At 50.8% G+C, this 14087-nt stretch carries 9 protein-coding genes, 1 rRNA gene and 1 pseudogene; 3 read left to right on the top strand and 8 right to left on the bottom strand.

The annotated features are described in order from the left end of the window. Nucleotides 1-21: 21 nt before the first annotated feature. A 16S ribosomal RNA gene (locus NL324_RS04090) occupies nucleotides 22-1567 on the bottom strand. Nucleotides 1568-2042: 475 nt separating this feature from the next. Between NL324_RS04090 and NL324_RS04085 the strand changes: the two genes are divergently transcribed. Both NL324_RS04085 and NL324_RS04075 read left to right on the top strand, forming a co-directional pair. Next, nucleotides 2043-2867 carry a hypothetical protein gene (locus tag NL324_RS04085; RefSeq protein WP_253306448.1) on the top strand — a complete coding sequence of 275 codons (825 nt, stop codon included), beginning with the start codon at nucleotides 2043-2045 and terminating at the stop codon, nucleotides 2865-2867. A gap of 27 nt (nucleotides 2868-2894) precedes the next feature. Further along, a pseudogene (locus NL324_RS04075) lies at nucleotides 2895-4060 on the top strand (IS3 family transposase). Nucleotides 4061-4239: 179 nt separating this feature from the next. Here NL324_RS04075 and murI read toward each other — a convergent pair. Beyond that, nucleotides 4240-5088 carry a glutamate racemase gene (murI, locus tag NL324_RS04070; protein WP_253306447.1) on the bottom strand — a complete coding sequence of 283 codons (849 nt, stop codon included), beginning with the start codon at nucleotides 5086-5088 and terminating at the stop codon, nucleotides 4240-4242. A gap of 245 nt (nucleotides 5089-5333) precedes the next feature. Between murI and typA the strand changes: the two genes are divergently transcribed. Then, nucleotides 5334-7151 (top strand): translational GTPase TypA, encoded by a 1818-nt coding sequence (gene typA, locus NL324_RS04065; RefSeq protein WP_253306446.1) that lies wholly within the window; start codon nucleotides 5334-5336, stop codon nucleotides 7149-7151. 303 nt (nucleotides 7152-7454) lie between these two features. Here the strand turns inward: typA and NL324_RS04060 are convergent, their stop codons facing one another. The 6 genes from NL324_RS04060 to purE are packed head-to-tail and all read right to left on the bottom strand — an operon-like array spanning nucleotide 7455 to nucleotide 13929. Further along, nucleotides 7455-8903 (bottom strand): TrkH family potassium uptake protein, encoded by a 1449-nt coding sequence (locus NL324_RS04060; protein ID WP_253306445.1) that lies wholly within the window; start codon nucleotides 8901-8903, stop codon nucleotides 7455-7457. A 3-nt stretch (nucleotides 8904-8906) separates the two neighbouring features. Next, nucleotides 8907-10298, bottom strand: a complete 1392-nt coding sequence (trkA, locus tag NL324_RS04055) for a Trk system potassium transporter TrkA (protein ID WP_253306444.1) — start codon at nucleotides 10296-10298, stop codon at nucleotides 8907-8909. Nucleotides 10299-10324: 26 nt separating this feature from the next. After that, entirely contained in the window at nucleotides 10325-11632 is a 1308-nt protein-coding gene (gene rsmB / locus NL324_RS04050; protein ID WP_253307123.1) for a 16S rRNA (cytosine(967)-C(5))-methyltransferase RsmB, read from the bottom strand. A 13-nt stretch (nucleotides 11633-11645) separates the two neighbouring features. Next, complete coding sequence (locus tag NL324_RS04045) at nucleotides 11646-12320, bottom strand: Vat family streptogramin A O-acetyltransferase (protein WP_253306443.1); 675 nt, start codon at nucleotides 12318-12320, stop codon at nucleotides 11646-11648. Nucleotides 12321-12358: 38 nt separating this feature from the next. Then, nucleotides 12359-13432: a 5-(carboxyamino)imidazole ribonucleotide synthase gene (purK, locus tag NL324_RS04040; RefSeq protein WP_253306442.1), complete on the bottom strand. Its 1074-nt coding sequence runs from the start codon at nucleotides 13430-13432 to the stop codon at nucleotides 12359-12361. Beyond that, nucleotides 13429-13929: a 5-(carboxyamino)imidazole ribonucleotide mutase gene (purE, locus tag NL324_RS04035; protein ID WP_253306441.1), complete on the bottom strand. Its 501-nt coding sequence runs from the start codon at nucleotides 13927-13929 to the stop codon at nucleotides 13429-13431. The genes purK and purE overlap by 4 nt, the downstream gene beginning before the upstream one ends. Nucleotides 13930-14087: the final 158 nt, after the last annotated feature.

Below are 14087 nucleotides of genomic sequence, written 5' to 3'. Positions count from 1 at the left end.
AGCACCTGCTTTTAACTTCAGTAAGGAGGTGATCCAACCACAGGTTCCCCTACGGTTACCTTGTTACGACTTCACCCCAGTCATGAACCACACCGTGGTAAGCGCCCTCCCTTTCAGGTTAAGCAACCCACTTCTGGTACAGCCCACTCCCATGGTGTGACGGGCGGTGTGTACAAGGCCCGGGAACGTATTCACCGCGACATTCTGATTCGCGATTACTAGCGATTCCTACTTCATGGAGTCGAGTTGCAGACTCCAATCCGGACTATGACTAACTTTATGAGATTCGCTCACCATCGCTGGTTCGCAGCCCTTTGTATTAGCCATTGTAGCACGCGTGTAGCCCTACTCGTAAGGGCCATGATGACTTGACGTCATCCCCACCTTCCTCCGGTTTGTCACCGGCAGTCTCCTTTGAGTTCCCACCATAACGTGCTGGCAAAAAAGGATAGGGGTTGCGCTCGTTGCGGGACTTAACCCAACATTTCACAACACGAGCTGACGACAGCCATGCAGCACCTGTCTCAGAGCTCCCGAAGGCACAATCACATCTCTGCAATCTTCTCTGGATGTCAAGAGTAGGTAAGGTTCTTCGCGTTGCATCGAATTAAACCGCATGCTCCACCGCTTGTGCGGGCCCCCGTCAATTCATTTGAGTTTTAACCTTGCGGCCGTACTCCCCAGGCGGTCGACTTAACGCGTTAGCTCCGGAAGCCACAGAACAAAGTCCGCAACCTCCAAGTCGACATCGTTTACAGCGTGGACTACCAGGGTATCTAATCCTGTTTGCTCCCCACGCTTTCGCTCCTCAGCGTCAGTCACTGTCCAGGGGGCCGCCTTCGCCACCGGTATTCCTCCAGATCTCTACGCATTTCACCGCTACACCTGGAATTCTACCCCCCTCTACAGCACTCTAGCTCACCAGTCTTAAATGCCATTCCTAGGTTGAGCCCAGGGATTTCACACCTAACTTAATCAACCGCCTACAAGCCCTTTACGCCCAGTAATTCCGATTAACGCTCGCACCCTCCGTATTACCGCGGCTGCTGGCACGGAGTTAGCCGGTGCTTCTTCTGCGGGTAACGTCAATGAATCAGGCTATTAACCCCACCCACTTCCTCCCCGCTGAAAGTGCTTTACAACCCGAAGGCCTTCTTCACACACGCGGCATGGCTGCATCAGGCTTTCGCCCATTGTGCAATATTCCCCACTGCTGCCTCCCGTAGGAGTCTGGGCCGTATCTCAGTCCCAGTGTGGCTGGTCATCCTCTCAGACCAGCTAGAGATCGTCGCCTAGGTGAGCCGTTACCCCACCTACTAGCTAATCTCATCTGGGTTCCTCTAATGGCAAGTGGCCCGTAGGTCCCACCCTTTGCTCCTCAGAGTTCATGCGGTATTAGCCACCGTTTCCAGTGGTTATCCCCCTCCATTAGTCAGATCCCCAGACTTTACTCACCCGTCCGCCACTCGTCGGCAGAGAGCCTAAACTCCCCCCGCTACCGTTCGACTTGCATGTGTTAGGCCTGCCGCCAGCGTTCAATCTGAGCCATGATCAAACTCTTCAATTTAACTTCTATTCATCGTAAAACCCTTCAGTCCTACAACGCAGAAGTCACTCAAAATTAAGTGCCCACATAGATTGTTTGTCAATTTTTTAAAGAACCCTGCTACTCAACTTACCTTGAGTACTTTCACGTCAGACGATTTTTTTAGACCGCCTCACCAAGCCCGCTCTCAGTAAGAGGGCGTATTATAGGACTTTTTGCTCGACTTGCAAGCAGAAAATGATACTGTTTCAAGAATAAATTTATGACAAGCGTGCACTTTGATTGGAAGTTGAGGGGCAAGATCAGGCATCTTATGGGAAGAACCCCTTTTTTCAGACCCCTGTCATATTGGATAAAACTCCAAATGGTAATTATTCCTAAACACTTGACAACTTAAAACCAGTGACACAAAAGTGGGTGTAACACATCCTGTTTGGCCATTGATGTGTTGGAAATTAACGACCACTAAACTCACTTAAAATACTAGGGTGTTACTATGAACGAAGACAAAGAAGCCAGAGATTTTAAAGACCGCACTTATCTGATAGATACTTTGAAACAAAACACCAGAGACCTCAAAAGTTCTTATAAGGGACCAGATACAGAAGATGGTATGAATTGGCTAAATACTGCAGGTAGTGCTGAATTATTTGAGCGACTCATTAAAGTTAAGCCTACTCATAGTAACCACCGTGAGATTTTGGACATCCTGGATGACGTCTCTCAAAAATATAAAGACAAGGAAAATTGGTCCACCATTCAAAATAGAAGCCCAGTCATCAATGAGATGCACAATTTTATTGCCGATATCATGCATAACGGTAGTAAAAATTTTGAAGATAAGGAGGCCCTGCTAGACGCGCTACAAAAATCTCTAGCCTTTGAAAGTCCGGGGGAAAACAATGTACAGTGGACAGATACAGATGCTGTTCTGGCAACTCGGCTACGGGATACCCTCGGGATTGCCATCAAGAGCTTACATACTGAGGTCATCAACCGGTTAAAAGATCCACAGTATAGCTATCTAAAAAATTTGATTGACTGGAATGATTTTCTAGGTGTTGGCCCGGGCGGCAAGAATTCTCTGCAATCTGTTGATTCTAACCGTTTCTTACTTGAAACCCCCACGCTTCAACAGTCGCCTAACTTTGCATCGGCAGCAAGAGTCGGACACATTATAGGAGCTGCTACTTTTATGTTTGAAACCAATGCTTGCCAAGCGCGGCAAGAGAAAAATTCGTTCGCAACTGCCTCACCAATGCACAATTTTCTGATCTTGCTACCCTTTAACGGACACAACGAAGAGGAACAAAGCGTATAATTTTTTGTTACTTTTTGAGGTGAAGTTATGAATCAAGGGGAATCAAGGAGCTATGATAAGGAATTCAAGCTGAATGCGGTAAAGCTGTATCACAGCACTGGTAAAACGCTCTGTCAATTGAGCGAGGAATTGGGAGTTCCCAAGAGTACATTGGCAGGGTGGGTCCATCAGCATAACAAGGATGGTGCAGAGGCTTTCCCGGGCAAAGGATACCTGAAAGCGTCTGATGCTGAGCTCAGTCAATTGCGGAAAGAATTGGCGATAGCACGCGAAGAGAGGGATATCCTAAAAAAAGCCTTGGGCATCTTCTCAGTGGCCCGCAAGTAAAATACCAGTTTATGCAAAAGCATGCTGGGGAATTCAGCGTAGAGAGGATGTCCAACGTGTTAGGTGTATCCCGCAGTGGCTATTATCAGTTTATCAAGGCTGAGCCATCCAAGCGCTATTGTGAGGATGAGCGTTTAATATCTGAAATTAAAGAGGTTTATACCATAAGCAACCAAATTTACGGTAGCCCACGTATCCATGCTGAGTTACGAGCTAGAGGTGAGCGCTGTTCACGCAAACGGGTTTGTCGGCTAATGAAAGCAGCCCATATTGCGGCTAAGATGAAAAAACGATTTAAGGTAACCACAATAGTCGATCCAAAGGCCGCAGTGGCGCCTAATTTACTCAAGCAGAAGTTCACAGCCACTCGCCCTGATCAATACTGGGCAGCAGATATTACCTATATTCCGACCCAAGAGGGATGGTTGTATGTTGCTATCGTACTGGACCTGTTCTCTCGTAGTATCGTGGGGATGGATATGCAAGCTCACATGACCACCGAGTTAGTAGCCGCAGCATTACGCCAGGCAATAACACGGAGGAAGCCTGCTGCAGGTCTCATCCACCACTCCGACCGAGGCAGCCAGTATACCAGCAAAGGATTCAAGGCTGTATCGGCGCATCACCAGATAACGCTTAGCATGAGTAGTACGGGCAATTGTTATGACAATGCAGTAGCAGAGAGTTTTTTCCATACCTTAAAAACAGAGCACACCCACTTTGAACGTTTTGAGAGCAGAGAACAAGCCAAATTGAGCATTTTTGAATACGTAGAAGTGTTTTATAACCGACAGAGACGGCACTCAACGCTAGGCTATCTGTCTCCTGTAAATTTTGAAAAAAATTGGTTATCCCAGGTCGCTTAAGGTTTCTCTTCTCTGTGTCTAAAAAAAGGTGGCAAGATCATTCCCATGAACCCCTAGTAAGCAATCGACTTTTTATATTTTTTAAGGATTGACCGCCCTGCTACTCAATTCTTGAATTGAGTAGTGCCGGTTTATCGAAAGCTACTCTTATAATACTCACGCCCACTTTTCCTCACTACCTAATCTAGTGATATAGCTTGTAGTGTCATCAGTTGATAATCGTGTAATGTCCCCCGTAAAGCGGCGGCTGATGCATCCAAACGAGTACAATAGGCTTTATTAACCTGCCTAGAGAGATCGTATAGTTTGTTTCTCAAGGCCTGCTGTTGGTCATTACAGTATGGTCGCAATAACTTCTCAACCTGACGGACGACCGCGGTGGCTGAGTCGATCAAAACGACTTCTGGTGATAAAACTTTTGATAACTCTGCAGACAGTAAGGGGAAATGGGTACATCCAAGGACAATGGTATCAGGAACCTGACTTCGGCATAACCAAGGAGCTAAAATCTTCTCTATAACCGCCGTAGAGACCGCCTGATCTCGTACCTTAGCCTCGGCTAACCTGACCAACTCAATGGATCCCAGACGTTCCACCTGGCAGTGCGCGGCGAATTGCTGAATTAACTCATCAATATAAGGCCGTTGAATGGTAGCAGGGGTTGCCAGCAAGCCGATCACACCACTACGTGTGATCGCAGCCGCTGGTTTAATGGCAGGGACCACACCAACAATAGGAACAGAAAATCGTTGGCGCAAAAGAGGAAGGGCGGCCGTACTGGCTGTGTTACAAGCAACCACCACCAAGTGAACGTGCTGGCGCTGCTGAACAGCATCGATCAGTGCAATCAAGCGACGACTCACTTCATTGGCGGAGAGATCCCCATAAGGAAAGCCTGCATTGTCAAAGGCGTATAGGTAGTGCAGTGCCGGCCAACGCTGCCATAAGGGCTGATAAATCGATAATCCACCGACCCCAGAGTCCACCACCAAGAGCGTCGGTCGTGTCTGGAGATCCTGTAGGGACATGAAGACCTAGCTATCAAAACAAAAAACGACACGACAAGGCCAACACCCTACACAAAAACGGGAAGCACTTCAAATGCAATCTACCCCTCAAGACTTCCCGCTATTTTGGGTGATCTCTCTCAGTGACTGGGAGTATCCAGCCCCTGTTCATGGCATGCTGATTAAACAGTCCATTCTATCCCCTGATAAGGGGTGTTACAATAGACCATGATAGCTCCACTTCATCGATTATTTGAGAAACCTTTGTGATAGAAAATTTGCGAAATATTGCCATTATTGCCCACGTCGATCATGGTAAAACTACCTTAGTAGATAAGCTGCTGCAGCAATCTGGAACGCTGGGAGACAACAGCCACCCAGTTGAGCGCGTTATGGATTCCAATGATATTGAAAAAGAGCGCGGCATTACGATCTTAGCCAAAAATACCGCCATCCTATGGCGTGATCTGCGGATTAACATCGTCGATACTCCCGGACATGCCGACTTTGGTGGTGAAGTTGAACGCGTCTTGTCTATGGTTGATTCGGTGCTCCTGCTGGTTGATGCCTTCGATGGCCCGATGCCACAAACCCGTTTCGTCACTCAAAAAGCGTTTGCCCATGGTTTGCAACCCATTGTGGTGATTAATAAAATTGATCGCCCAGGGGCCCGGGCAGAGTGGGCGGTTGATCAGATTTTTGATCTCTTTGTTAATCTTGGAGCCACCGATGAGCAACTCGATTTCCCCATTGTTTATGCTTCTGCACTGAATGGGGTGGCGGGCTATCAGCCTAATCAATTAGCCACTGATATGACACCGCTGTTTGAAACCATTGCTCAACAGGTCAGAGCACCGGTCGTTGATCCTCAAGGTGCCTTCCAGATGCAGATTTCTCAACTCGATCATAATAGTTATGTTGGGGTCATCGGTATCGGGCGTATCTCACGAGGCAGTATTAAACCACAACAATCAGTGACCATTGTCGACAGCCAAGGTGCCCAGCGCCCAGGGAAAGTGGGCCAAGTACTGCGTCATATGGGTTTACAGCGTTATGAATCTGAAAGTGCCCAAGCAGGAGATATTATTGCCATCACCGGTTTAGGCGCTCTGAATATCTCTGACACCCTGTGCCATCCTAGCCTGGTTGAAGCACTCCCTCCGCTCTCCGTCGATGAGCCGACGGTCACCATGCTATTTTGTGTTAACACCTCGCCCTTTTGTGGCCAGGAGGGCAAATATGTGACCTCGCGCCAACTGCTGGAGCGCTTAAAACGAGAGCTGGTGCATAATGTGGCGCTGCGGGTCAATGAGACCCAAGATCCGGATGCTTTTTCGGTCTCTGGACGGGGTGAGCTTCATTTGAGTATTTTGATTGAGAATATGCGTCGTGAGGGCTATGAGCTGGCAGTATCACGGCCGAAAGTGATCTTTCGCCTGCTGGATGGACGCCGTCAGGAGCCCTTCGAGCAGGTCACTGTCGATATTGAAATCGCCCACCAAGGGAGTGTCATGGAGCTGCTCGGGCTACGTAAGGGAGAGATCCGCGATATGCAGCCCGATGGCAAAGGCCGTATTCGTCTAGATTATCTGATCCCTAGCCGTGGTCTGATCGGTTTGCGCACTGAATTTCTGACGCTGACCTCCGGTAGTGGCTTAATCTATGCGACCTTTAGCCACTACGATGATGTGAAACCTGGAGAAATTGGGCGGCGGATCAATGGGGTGCTGATCGCTAATGCTACAGGTAAAGCACTCGCTTATGCGCTATTTGGATTGCAAGAGCGCGGACGCCTGCTCATCGACCATGGAGCCGAAGTGTATCAGGGGCAGATCATCGGCATCCATAACCGTGCCAATGACTTGACGGTCAACTGCCTACAAGGAAAAAAATTAACCAATATGCGCGCCTCCGGTAAAGATGACGCGGTCACCTTAACGACAGCGGTTAAGTTCTCCCTGGAGCAGGCGTTAGAATTTATTGATGATGACGAGTTAGTCGAGGTCACCCCGCACTCTATCCGACTGCGTAAGAAGTTATTGACCGAAAACGAACGCAAGTGCGCGCAGCGGGGTAAATCCTGATAGCAGGCTATCACACCTGTCAATCACCCTCTAGCGCTATTCATCCTCATGAATAGCGTTTTCGGGTTGGGCTCATGTGATCCCGCTGCTGATCTCAAAAATTAATACAGTTGATAGGCTTCGTTGCGCTTCAATGTGTCCATCAAAATGGGTCAAGATCAGTAGTGATCTTGACTGCATAAATGCTCACCAGTCGCCACCCAACCGACCGGCGAGGACACATTCGGTTGAAAGTGAAGCGTGTAAAGTGGCGCAGATCCTATTCAGTTCGTCCATTACGGTAATTCTACCCCGTTTTGAGGCTCACTGCTTCCAAAACGTCGGGGACAGCAGCACCAAGACTGTCATGATCTCTAAGCGACCGAGCAACATCCCTAAGGCTAAGATCCATTTTGCTAGACTCGGCAGATCAGCGAAGTGTCCATTGGGGCCAACCTGTGGACCCATCCCAGGGCCGACATTAGCCACCGTGGCCATAGCGCCAGTCAAAGCGGTCAGGGGATCAAGGCCACAGAGCGCTAACATCAGGGCAATCACCATGATCACGCCGAAAAAAGCCACCATAAAAGCAATCACCGAACGCTGGACCCCCTCCGAAATTGGCTGGCCATTGTAGCAGGGGGTGGCCACTGCATTGGGGTGAATCAGCCGTTTAATGTGGGCCGTAAATAACCCTAGACAAATCTGTAAGCGAAATAGCTTGATGCCGCCAACTGTCGAACCGGAACAGCCACCAACCACTAAAATCAAGGCAAACACTACTGTAGAGAAGGGGCTCCACTCATGACACCGTCCCAGAGTATACCCCGTTGTCGAGAGTATATTCACGAGATTGAAGCAGACCAAGCGAACACTGTCAGTGAGTGAAAAATGACCTTGACTCCATAACCGCACAGAAAGTATTAGGGCCAACACGAATAATAGTCCTAAAAAACCCCTGACTTGTTGATCACCCATCAGTTCACGCGGCGTGCGCTTCGATAGGGCTTGCATCAACAGTAATAAAGGCAGTGACGCCAGTAGCATAAACAGAGTGGCATTCCAATGGGCTGCCGGTGGGAACTCTGCTATGGAGCCCTCTATCGTTGAAAAACCACCGGTAGAGATGGTGGTCAAGGCGTGGTTAATGGCTGCAAACTGGGGCAGACCTGAGGCATAAAACCCCAGGTAACAGAGGCCGGTCAACAGCAGATACACCCCTACAATCTGTTGTGCGACCCCCCGCATCCGCGGCACCCTTTTCTCAGACCAATCGGAAGATTCAGTATGAAATAGCCTGATACCGCCGACGTCGAGAACTGGCAATAGAGCCACCGCCATCACCATAAAACCAACCCCGCCCACCCACTGTAGCAAGGAGCGCCATAACAGCAGCGGGGGCGCTAGTGTTGACAACTCCTGTAAGACCGAGGATCCCGTGGTGGTTAGGCCTGACATACTCTCAAAAAAAGCATCCGTCAGGCTGAGCTGTGGAACTAAGCGTAAAAAGGGTATGGCACTGAGCGTCGCTGCCAGTAGCCAAGCGGCGGTCGTGCTCATAAACAGCTCTTGTACTCGCCAATGCGGTGGCGGCTCTCCCGCCACGTATTGAAATAGCCCGGCCATACCACACACAACCAATAGTAACAGTAGAAAACTAACCCCACTGGCACTACCAATCACCCAGGCATACAGGATGGGGATCAGGAGCAGCAGGGCTAACTTGACTAATACAAATTTCAGGATAAAAGCAACAGCTCGCCAATGAATCATACTCTATCGTGCCGGCTGCGGTATCACGGTGGGTTGTAGCTGTTTCTCTAATGCCCCCAACGATTTTTTATCGAAGAGTAGTAAGATCAAGTGGTCACCGGCTTGGATCTCCTGTTGATCATCCGCGATGGAAACCAGCTTGCCGCGGGCTAAGGCAATCAAGCGACCCCCCTCTGGGAGCATAATTTCCCCAACTTGTCGACCTATCACTTGAGAGGTGGAGATCTCACCCTCTATCTGCCACTCCATCACCTCAACCTCACCTTGTTGTAGTGAACAAACAGCCTTGATCGCCGGACAGTGCAGGTGGGTAAGTATCGCCGATATCGTGATCTGTTGCGGGGTAATCACCCGATCGATTCCCTGATCTTGGATCAGATCATGATAGATAGGCTGTTGGATCAACACCAGCGTCTGTTTCGCCCCTAAATGCCGTGCCAATAGCGCTGATAAGATATTATCTTCATCATCATTGGTCACAGCAATAAAGAGATCACTCTGTTCAATGTGCTCTTCTAACAGCAGGGTCTGATCGGAGCCATGGGTGCAAAAAACGAGTGCTTCCGGCAACAATGCTGACAACTCCGTTGCACGCTGGGCATTCCGTTCTATCACTTTGACGTTGTAGTGTGGTACCAGTTGACGGGCCAGTGCAGCACCTATGTTTCCTCCGCCAACAATCACTACCCGTCGGGTGGGCTGAGCTGTTGTGCTACCCTCCCAAGCCGTTATCAACGTATGCAGCTGTTCACTGGCGACGACAAACCATAATTCATCTCCAACTTCAATCAGTGTGCTAGGCGCTACCGGCAGTAGGCGCTGTTGCCGACCCAAAATCACCACACGCCGCTCACAGGGGGCGAGCTGCTGATCCAGCTCTGAGAGACTCCGATTGATCCAGGGTTGGTCGGGGGTTGCTTTCAGGACCAATAGGGCTAATTGTCCTTGGGCAAAAATCCATAGTTGATGCGCGCCTGGATAGTGGACTAACTGGGCGATGTGATTCGCCACCAAGCGCCCTGGGTTGAGTAGGTGATCAATCGGGATAGCCTGCGGATTAAACAGGGTCTCCTGATGGTGGAGGTAGGCGGAGGCACTTATCCGGGCAATGCGTTTCGGCGTTTTAAACAGGGTGTAGGCGATTTGGCAAGCCAGTAGGTTGACCTCCTCCGAGGCAGTGACCGCCACGATACTGTCCGCCTCAGCAGCCCCTGCCTGCTGCAAAATATCAGGGTAAGTGGCCTGCCCAACCACACAGCGCAGATCCAATTTCTCTTGCAGCCGCTTCAAACAGGCGTCATCACTATCCACAACCGTGATCTCATGGGACTCTTTGACCAGTTGTGCAGCCAAAGTGCTGCCTACCTGCCCCCCCCCTAAAATGATAATTTTCATGGCTTGCTCCGCCTAGTCAGCCCGCTTCAGCGCTGTTTAATCAACTTAGCGTAAAAAAATCCATCACCACCCAGTGGGTGTGGTAACACTTGCCACCCTAACGTGCTGCCCTCACCGACGGCGACACCGCAGGCAGTCGCTTCGTGATGCAAGAACCTTTGGATCTGTTGTTGATTCTCCTCAGGTAATAGAGAGCAGGTGGCATATAGTAGCACCCCTCCCGGTTTTAAGTAGGGCCAGATGGCCCGTAAGATAGCCTGTTGTTGCTCTACCAGCAGGGTAATGTCACTGGCACGACGTAACCATTTAATATCGGGATGACGCCGTATAACGCCAGTGGCTGAGCAGGGGGCATCCAGTAAAATGCGATCAAATTGGCGGCCAGCCGCCCACGTTTGCGGCTGCAGGGCATCCCCACAAATCCACGTTACCCGTTGCTGTAATCGCTGTACATTCTCAGCTAGGCGTTGCAGACGCGCAGCATCCTGATCAACGGCCATCACCTGTGCCTCAGGGGCATACTCTACAAGATGGGTGGTCTTACCACCAGGCGCAGCACACAGATCGAGCACCCATTCGCCCGCTTGTGGATCCAGCAGGGGCACACACTGCTGGGCGGCACTATCTTGGACCGTGATCAGCCCTTCGGCAAACCCCGGAAGCTGCGTCACTGCCATCATCGTGGGTAAAGCGATCGCTGTGCTGAGGGTAGGATGCGGTATCCCCTCTATACCGCAGGCCTGCAGTTGTGCCCTATAGGCTTCTCGCGTCGTGCGTTGTTGATTGACGCGGAGCCACAACGGCGGCTGTTGATTATTACTCTCTATAATCGGTTGCCACTGCTGGGGGTAGGCCTGCTGCAGACGCTGCACGAGCCAGTCTGGATGTAAGGTATGATAAGCCTGCGGTTGATCAGTTCGTTGATTCAGCAACGCCTGCTGCCGTACCCACTGCCTCAACACCCCATTGATCAACCCAGTCAATTGAGGTCGCTGTAGCGTTCTGGCAGCATTGACACTCTCATGAATCACCGCATAGGGGGGGATCCGCATCTGCAGCAGTTGATAACCGCCAACGAGTAGTAAGTAGTGCAACAAGGGCTGCTTTTTTAATAAGGAGATCGCCATTAATTGCTGCAGTGACCACTCCAAGCGTGGCAACCATCGCAGAGTTCCATAACAGAGCGCTTGCAGTAAACTGCGATCGGCTGCTGAATAATCGCATGGTGACTGTTGCAGTAGCGGCCTCAGTGACCGACCCTGCCGAATCACTTGGTCAATCAGCTGGGCGGCGGCCGCACGAACATTGGGTTTTACAGGCGCTTTAGGTGGCATCATGCGCCTGTGGTTAAGGGCTGCTCGAGACACCGGATCGGCTCAGAGATCCCAGATCAGCGGCTGTGCTTAAAGCCTTAAGATCACCAGAGACAACAGCAGGAAGCTGTTGCGTAATCTTTTCGATAGGCCAATCCCACCAGGCCAGCGCTTCCAGACGAGCGATCTCCTCTGGCGAAAACCGGGTTTTGATCGGTTTGGCGGGGTTCCCTCCGACAATAGTGTAGGCCGATACATCAGTGGTAACGACCGATCTTGAGGCCACAATAGCGCCATTGCCAATCTTGATTCCTGGCATGATAAGCGCTTCATAGCCTATCCAGACATCATTGCCTAGGATGGTATCTCCTTTGTAAGGGAAATCACCCAATGCTGGCCTGATTTTTTCCCAACCTTGGCCAAATATCTGAAAGGGGTAGGTTGAGAGCCCCGCAAGCTGATGATTGGCCCCATTCATAATAAATCTAATCCCTCTAGCTAGCGCACAGAATTTACCAATGATCAATTTATCGCCAATAAACGGGAAATGGTATAAAACGTTCCGCTCAAAATGCTCTGAATCTTCAGGATCGTCATAGTAGGTGTAGTCCCCAACCACAATATTCGGGTTGGTGATCGTATTTTTGATAAAGCAGACTTGAGGAAAGCCCTCCAGTGGATGCTTTGTCTGTGGGTTAGGGCCATGCATACTATCTTCTCATCAAAGTCAGCTGGCTAGGGGGAGTCTTAGGCGTCAACAAGTTGCTCTTGTGCCCACTGAAGGCTACTAGGATAAGGCTCTGTCGGCAGCAACGGCTCTAAGCTACCCACCGCTTGCTGTAGTCGGGATCGATCAGCGTGGCTGAAATTCAGGTGCCCTACTTTGCGCCCCGGACGCACTGTTTTACCATACCAATGGAGCTGTGCTAACGGATGAGAGAGCCAATCGACATTAAACGGGCTGCCGATTAAGTTGATCATCACGCTGGATTGGTTCACAACCGGCGTCGGCAGCGGCCAGTCACACAGTGCCCGCAGATGTAGTGCAAATTGACTGATAGAGGCGCCCGCTTGGGTCCAGTGGCCGCTATTGTGCACGCGAGGGGCTAACTCATTGATCATCAGCGCTCCGTCGACGATGAAACACTCCATTGCCATCACCCCGAGGTACTCTAAATGATGCATTAAGCACTGCAGCAGCTGCTCGGCAGCCGCTTGCAGCCGCGGCTCCGGTTGTGGCCGTGCGACACTCGCCCGCAGGATCCCAGCTTGATGCAGATTCTGCGTCAGCGGATAAAAAACCACCCGACCTTGGCGCTGACGAGCGCCCACCAGCGAGCACTCTCCAGAAAAAGGAATCCAAGGCTCGACAATAGCCTCGCCATAGAGCTCGCTTGGCAGCTGCAGTGACTGATCGGCGGTAACCCGCCATTGGCCATGACCATCATAGCCACCCCGGCGGCATTTCACGACAATCGTGTCGCCCCACTTCGCGAATAGTGCCGGCCACTGCTCAGGGCTACTGAGCAGTGCCCAAGGCGCCGTCGGTAACCCTAACGTCTCTAGCAGCTGTTTTTGTGTCAGTCGATCGGCCAGCAGTGGCAAAACTGCCCGGTTGATCAATCCAGGATGCGTAGCTAACTGCTCAGTTAACGGGGTGTTAGGCCACTGCTCAATTTCACTGGTGATCAGCGCACTCTCCGGCAAGGGGGGAGGCAGTTCCTCAAAACCCAAGGGATAGACCCGGATCCCCATCGGCTCTCCGGCCTGGCGTAGCAGCTGCCCTAATTGACCATTGCCTAAGACCCAAACGGATTTCATAGCGCCTCCTGAGGATCGGCTTGCAGCAAGACTGTGGCCGTTTGTACTTGGCGCCAGGCGACCAACCGCTGATGTAACAGCGTATCGTTTAAGGCGAGGATTTGGGCGGCTAACAAAGCCGCATTCGCCGCCCCCGCCGGTCCGATGGCCAGGGTACCCACTGGGATCCCTTGGGGCATCTGCACAATGGAATAGAGGCTATCGATCCCATTCAGGGCACTACTGACTACCGGGATCCCTAACACTGGCAGCAAGGTTTTACTGGCCAACATGCCGGGCAAATGGGCCGCTCCACCCGCACCAGCGATAATGACTTTAAAGCCTCGGTCAGCCGCCTGCTCGGCAAACTGCATTAATTTATCGGGAGTACGATGGGCTGAAATGATCTCAGCATGAAAAGGGATCTGCAATTCAGTCAGTAGTTGTGCAGTCACCTGTAGGGTCTTCCAATCACTGCTGGATCCCATGATGACGGCAACGGTAGGAGGTGTAATCATGTTGGGTGTCAAAGGGTGTCGGTCGTTCTGATAACAGAGCGTTACTATACACTGAACCCCGCATCAGGAACAGAAGATCACCGTCACCTCATGAGATCACGCTACCCCAGGGTAGAAGCAGTCAATCTAACGGGATTCTTTTTCTGAAAAAAGGAAAC

Origin of the sequence: unidentified bacterial endosymbiont, from assembly GCF_918320885.1 — a bacterium.
Classification (GTDB): domain Bacteria; phylum Pseudomonadota; class Gammaproteobacteria; order Enterobacterales.
This window is presented reverse-complemented; position numbering and strand designations above follow the sequence as displayed.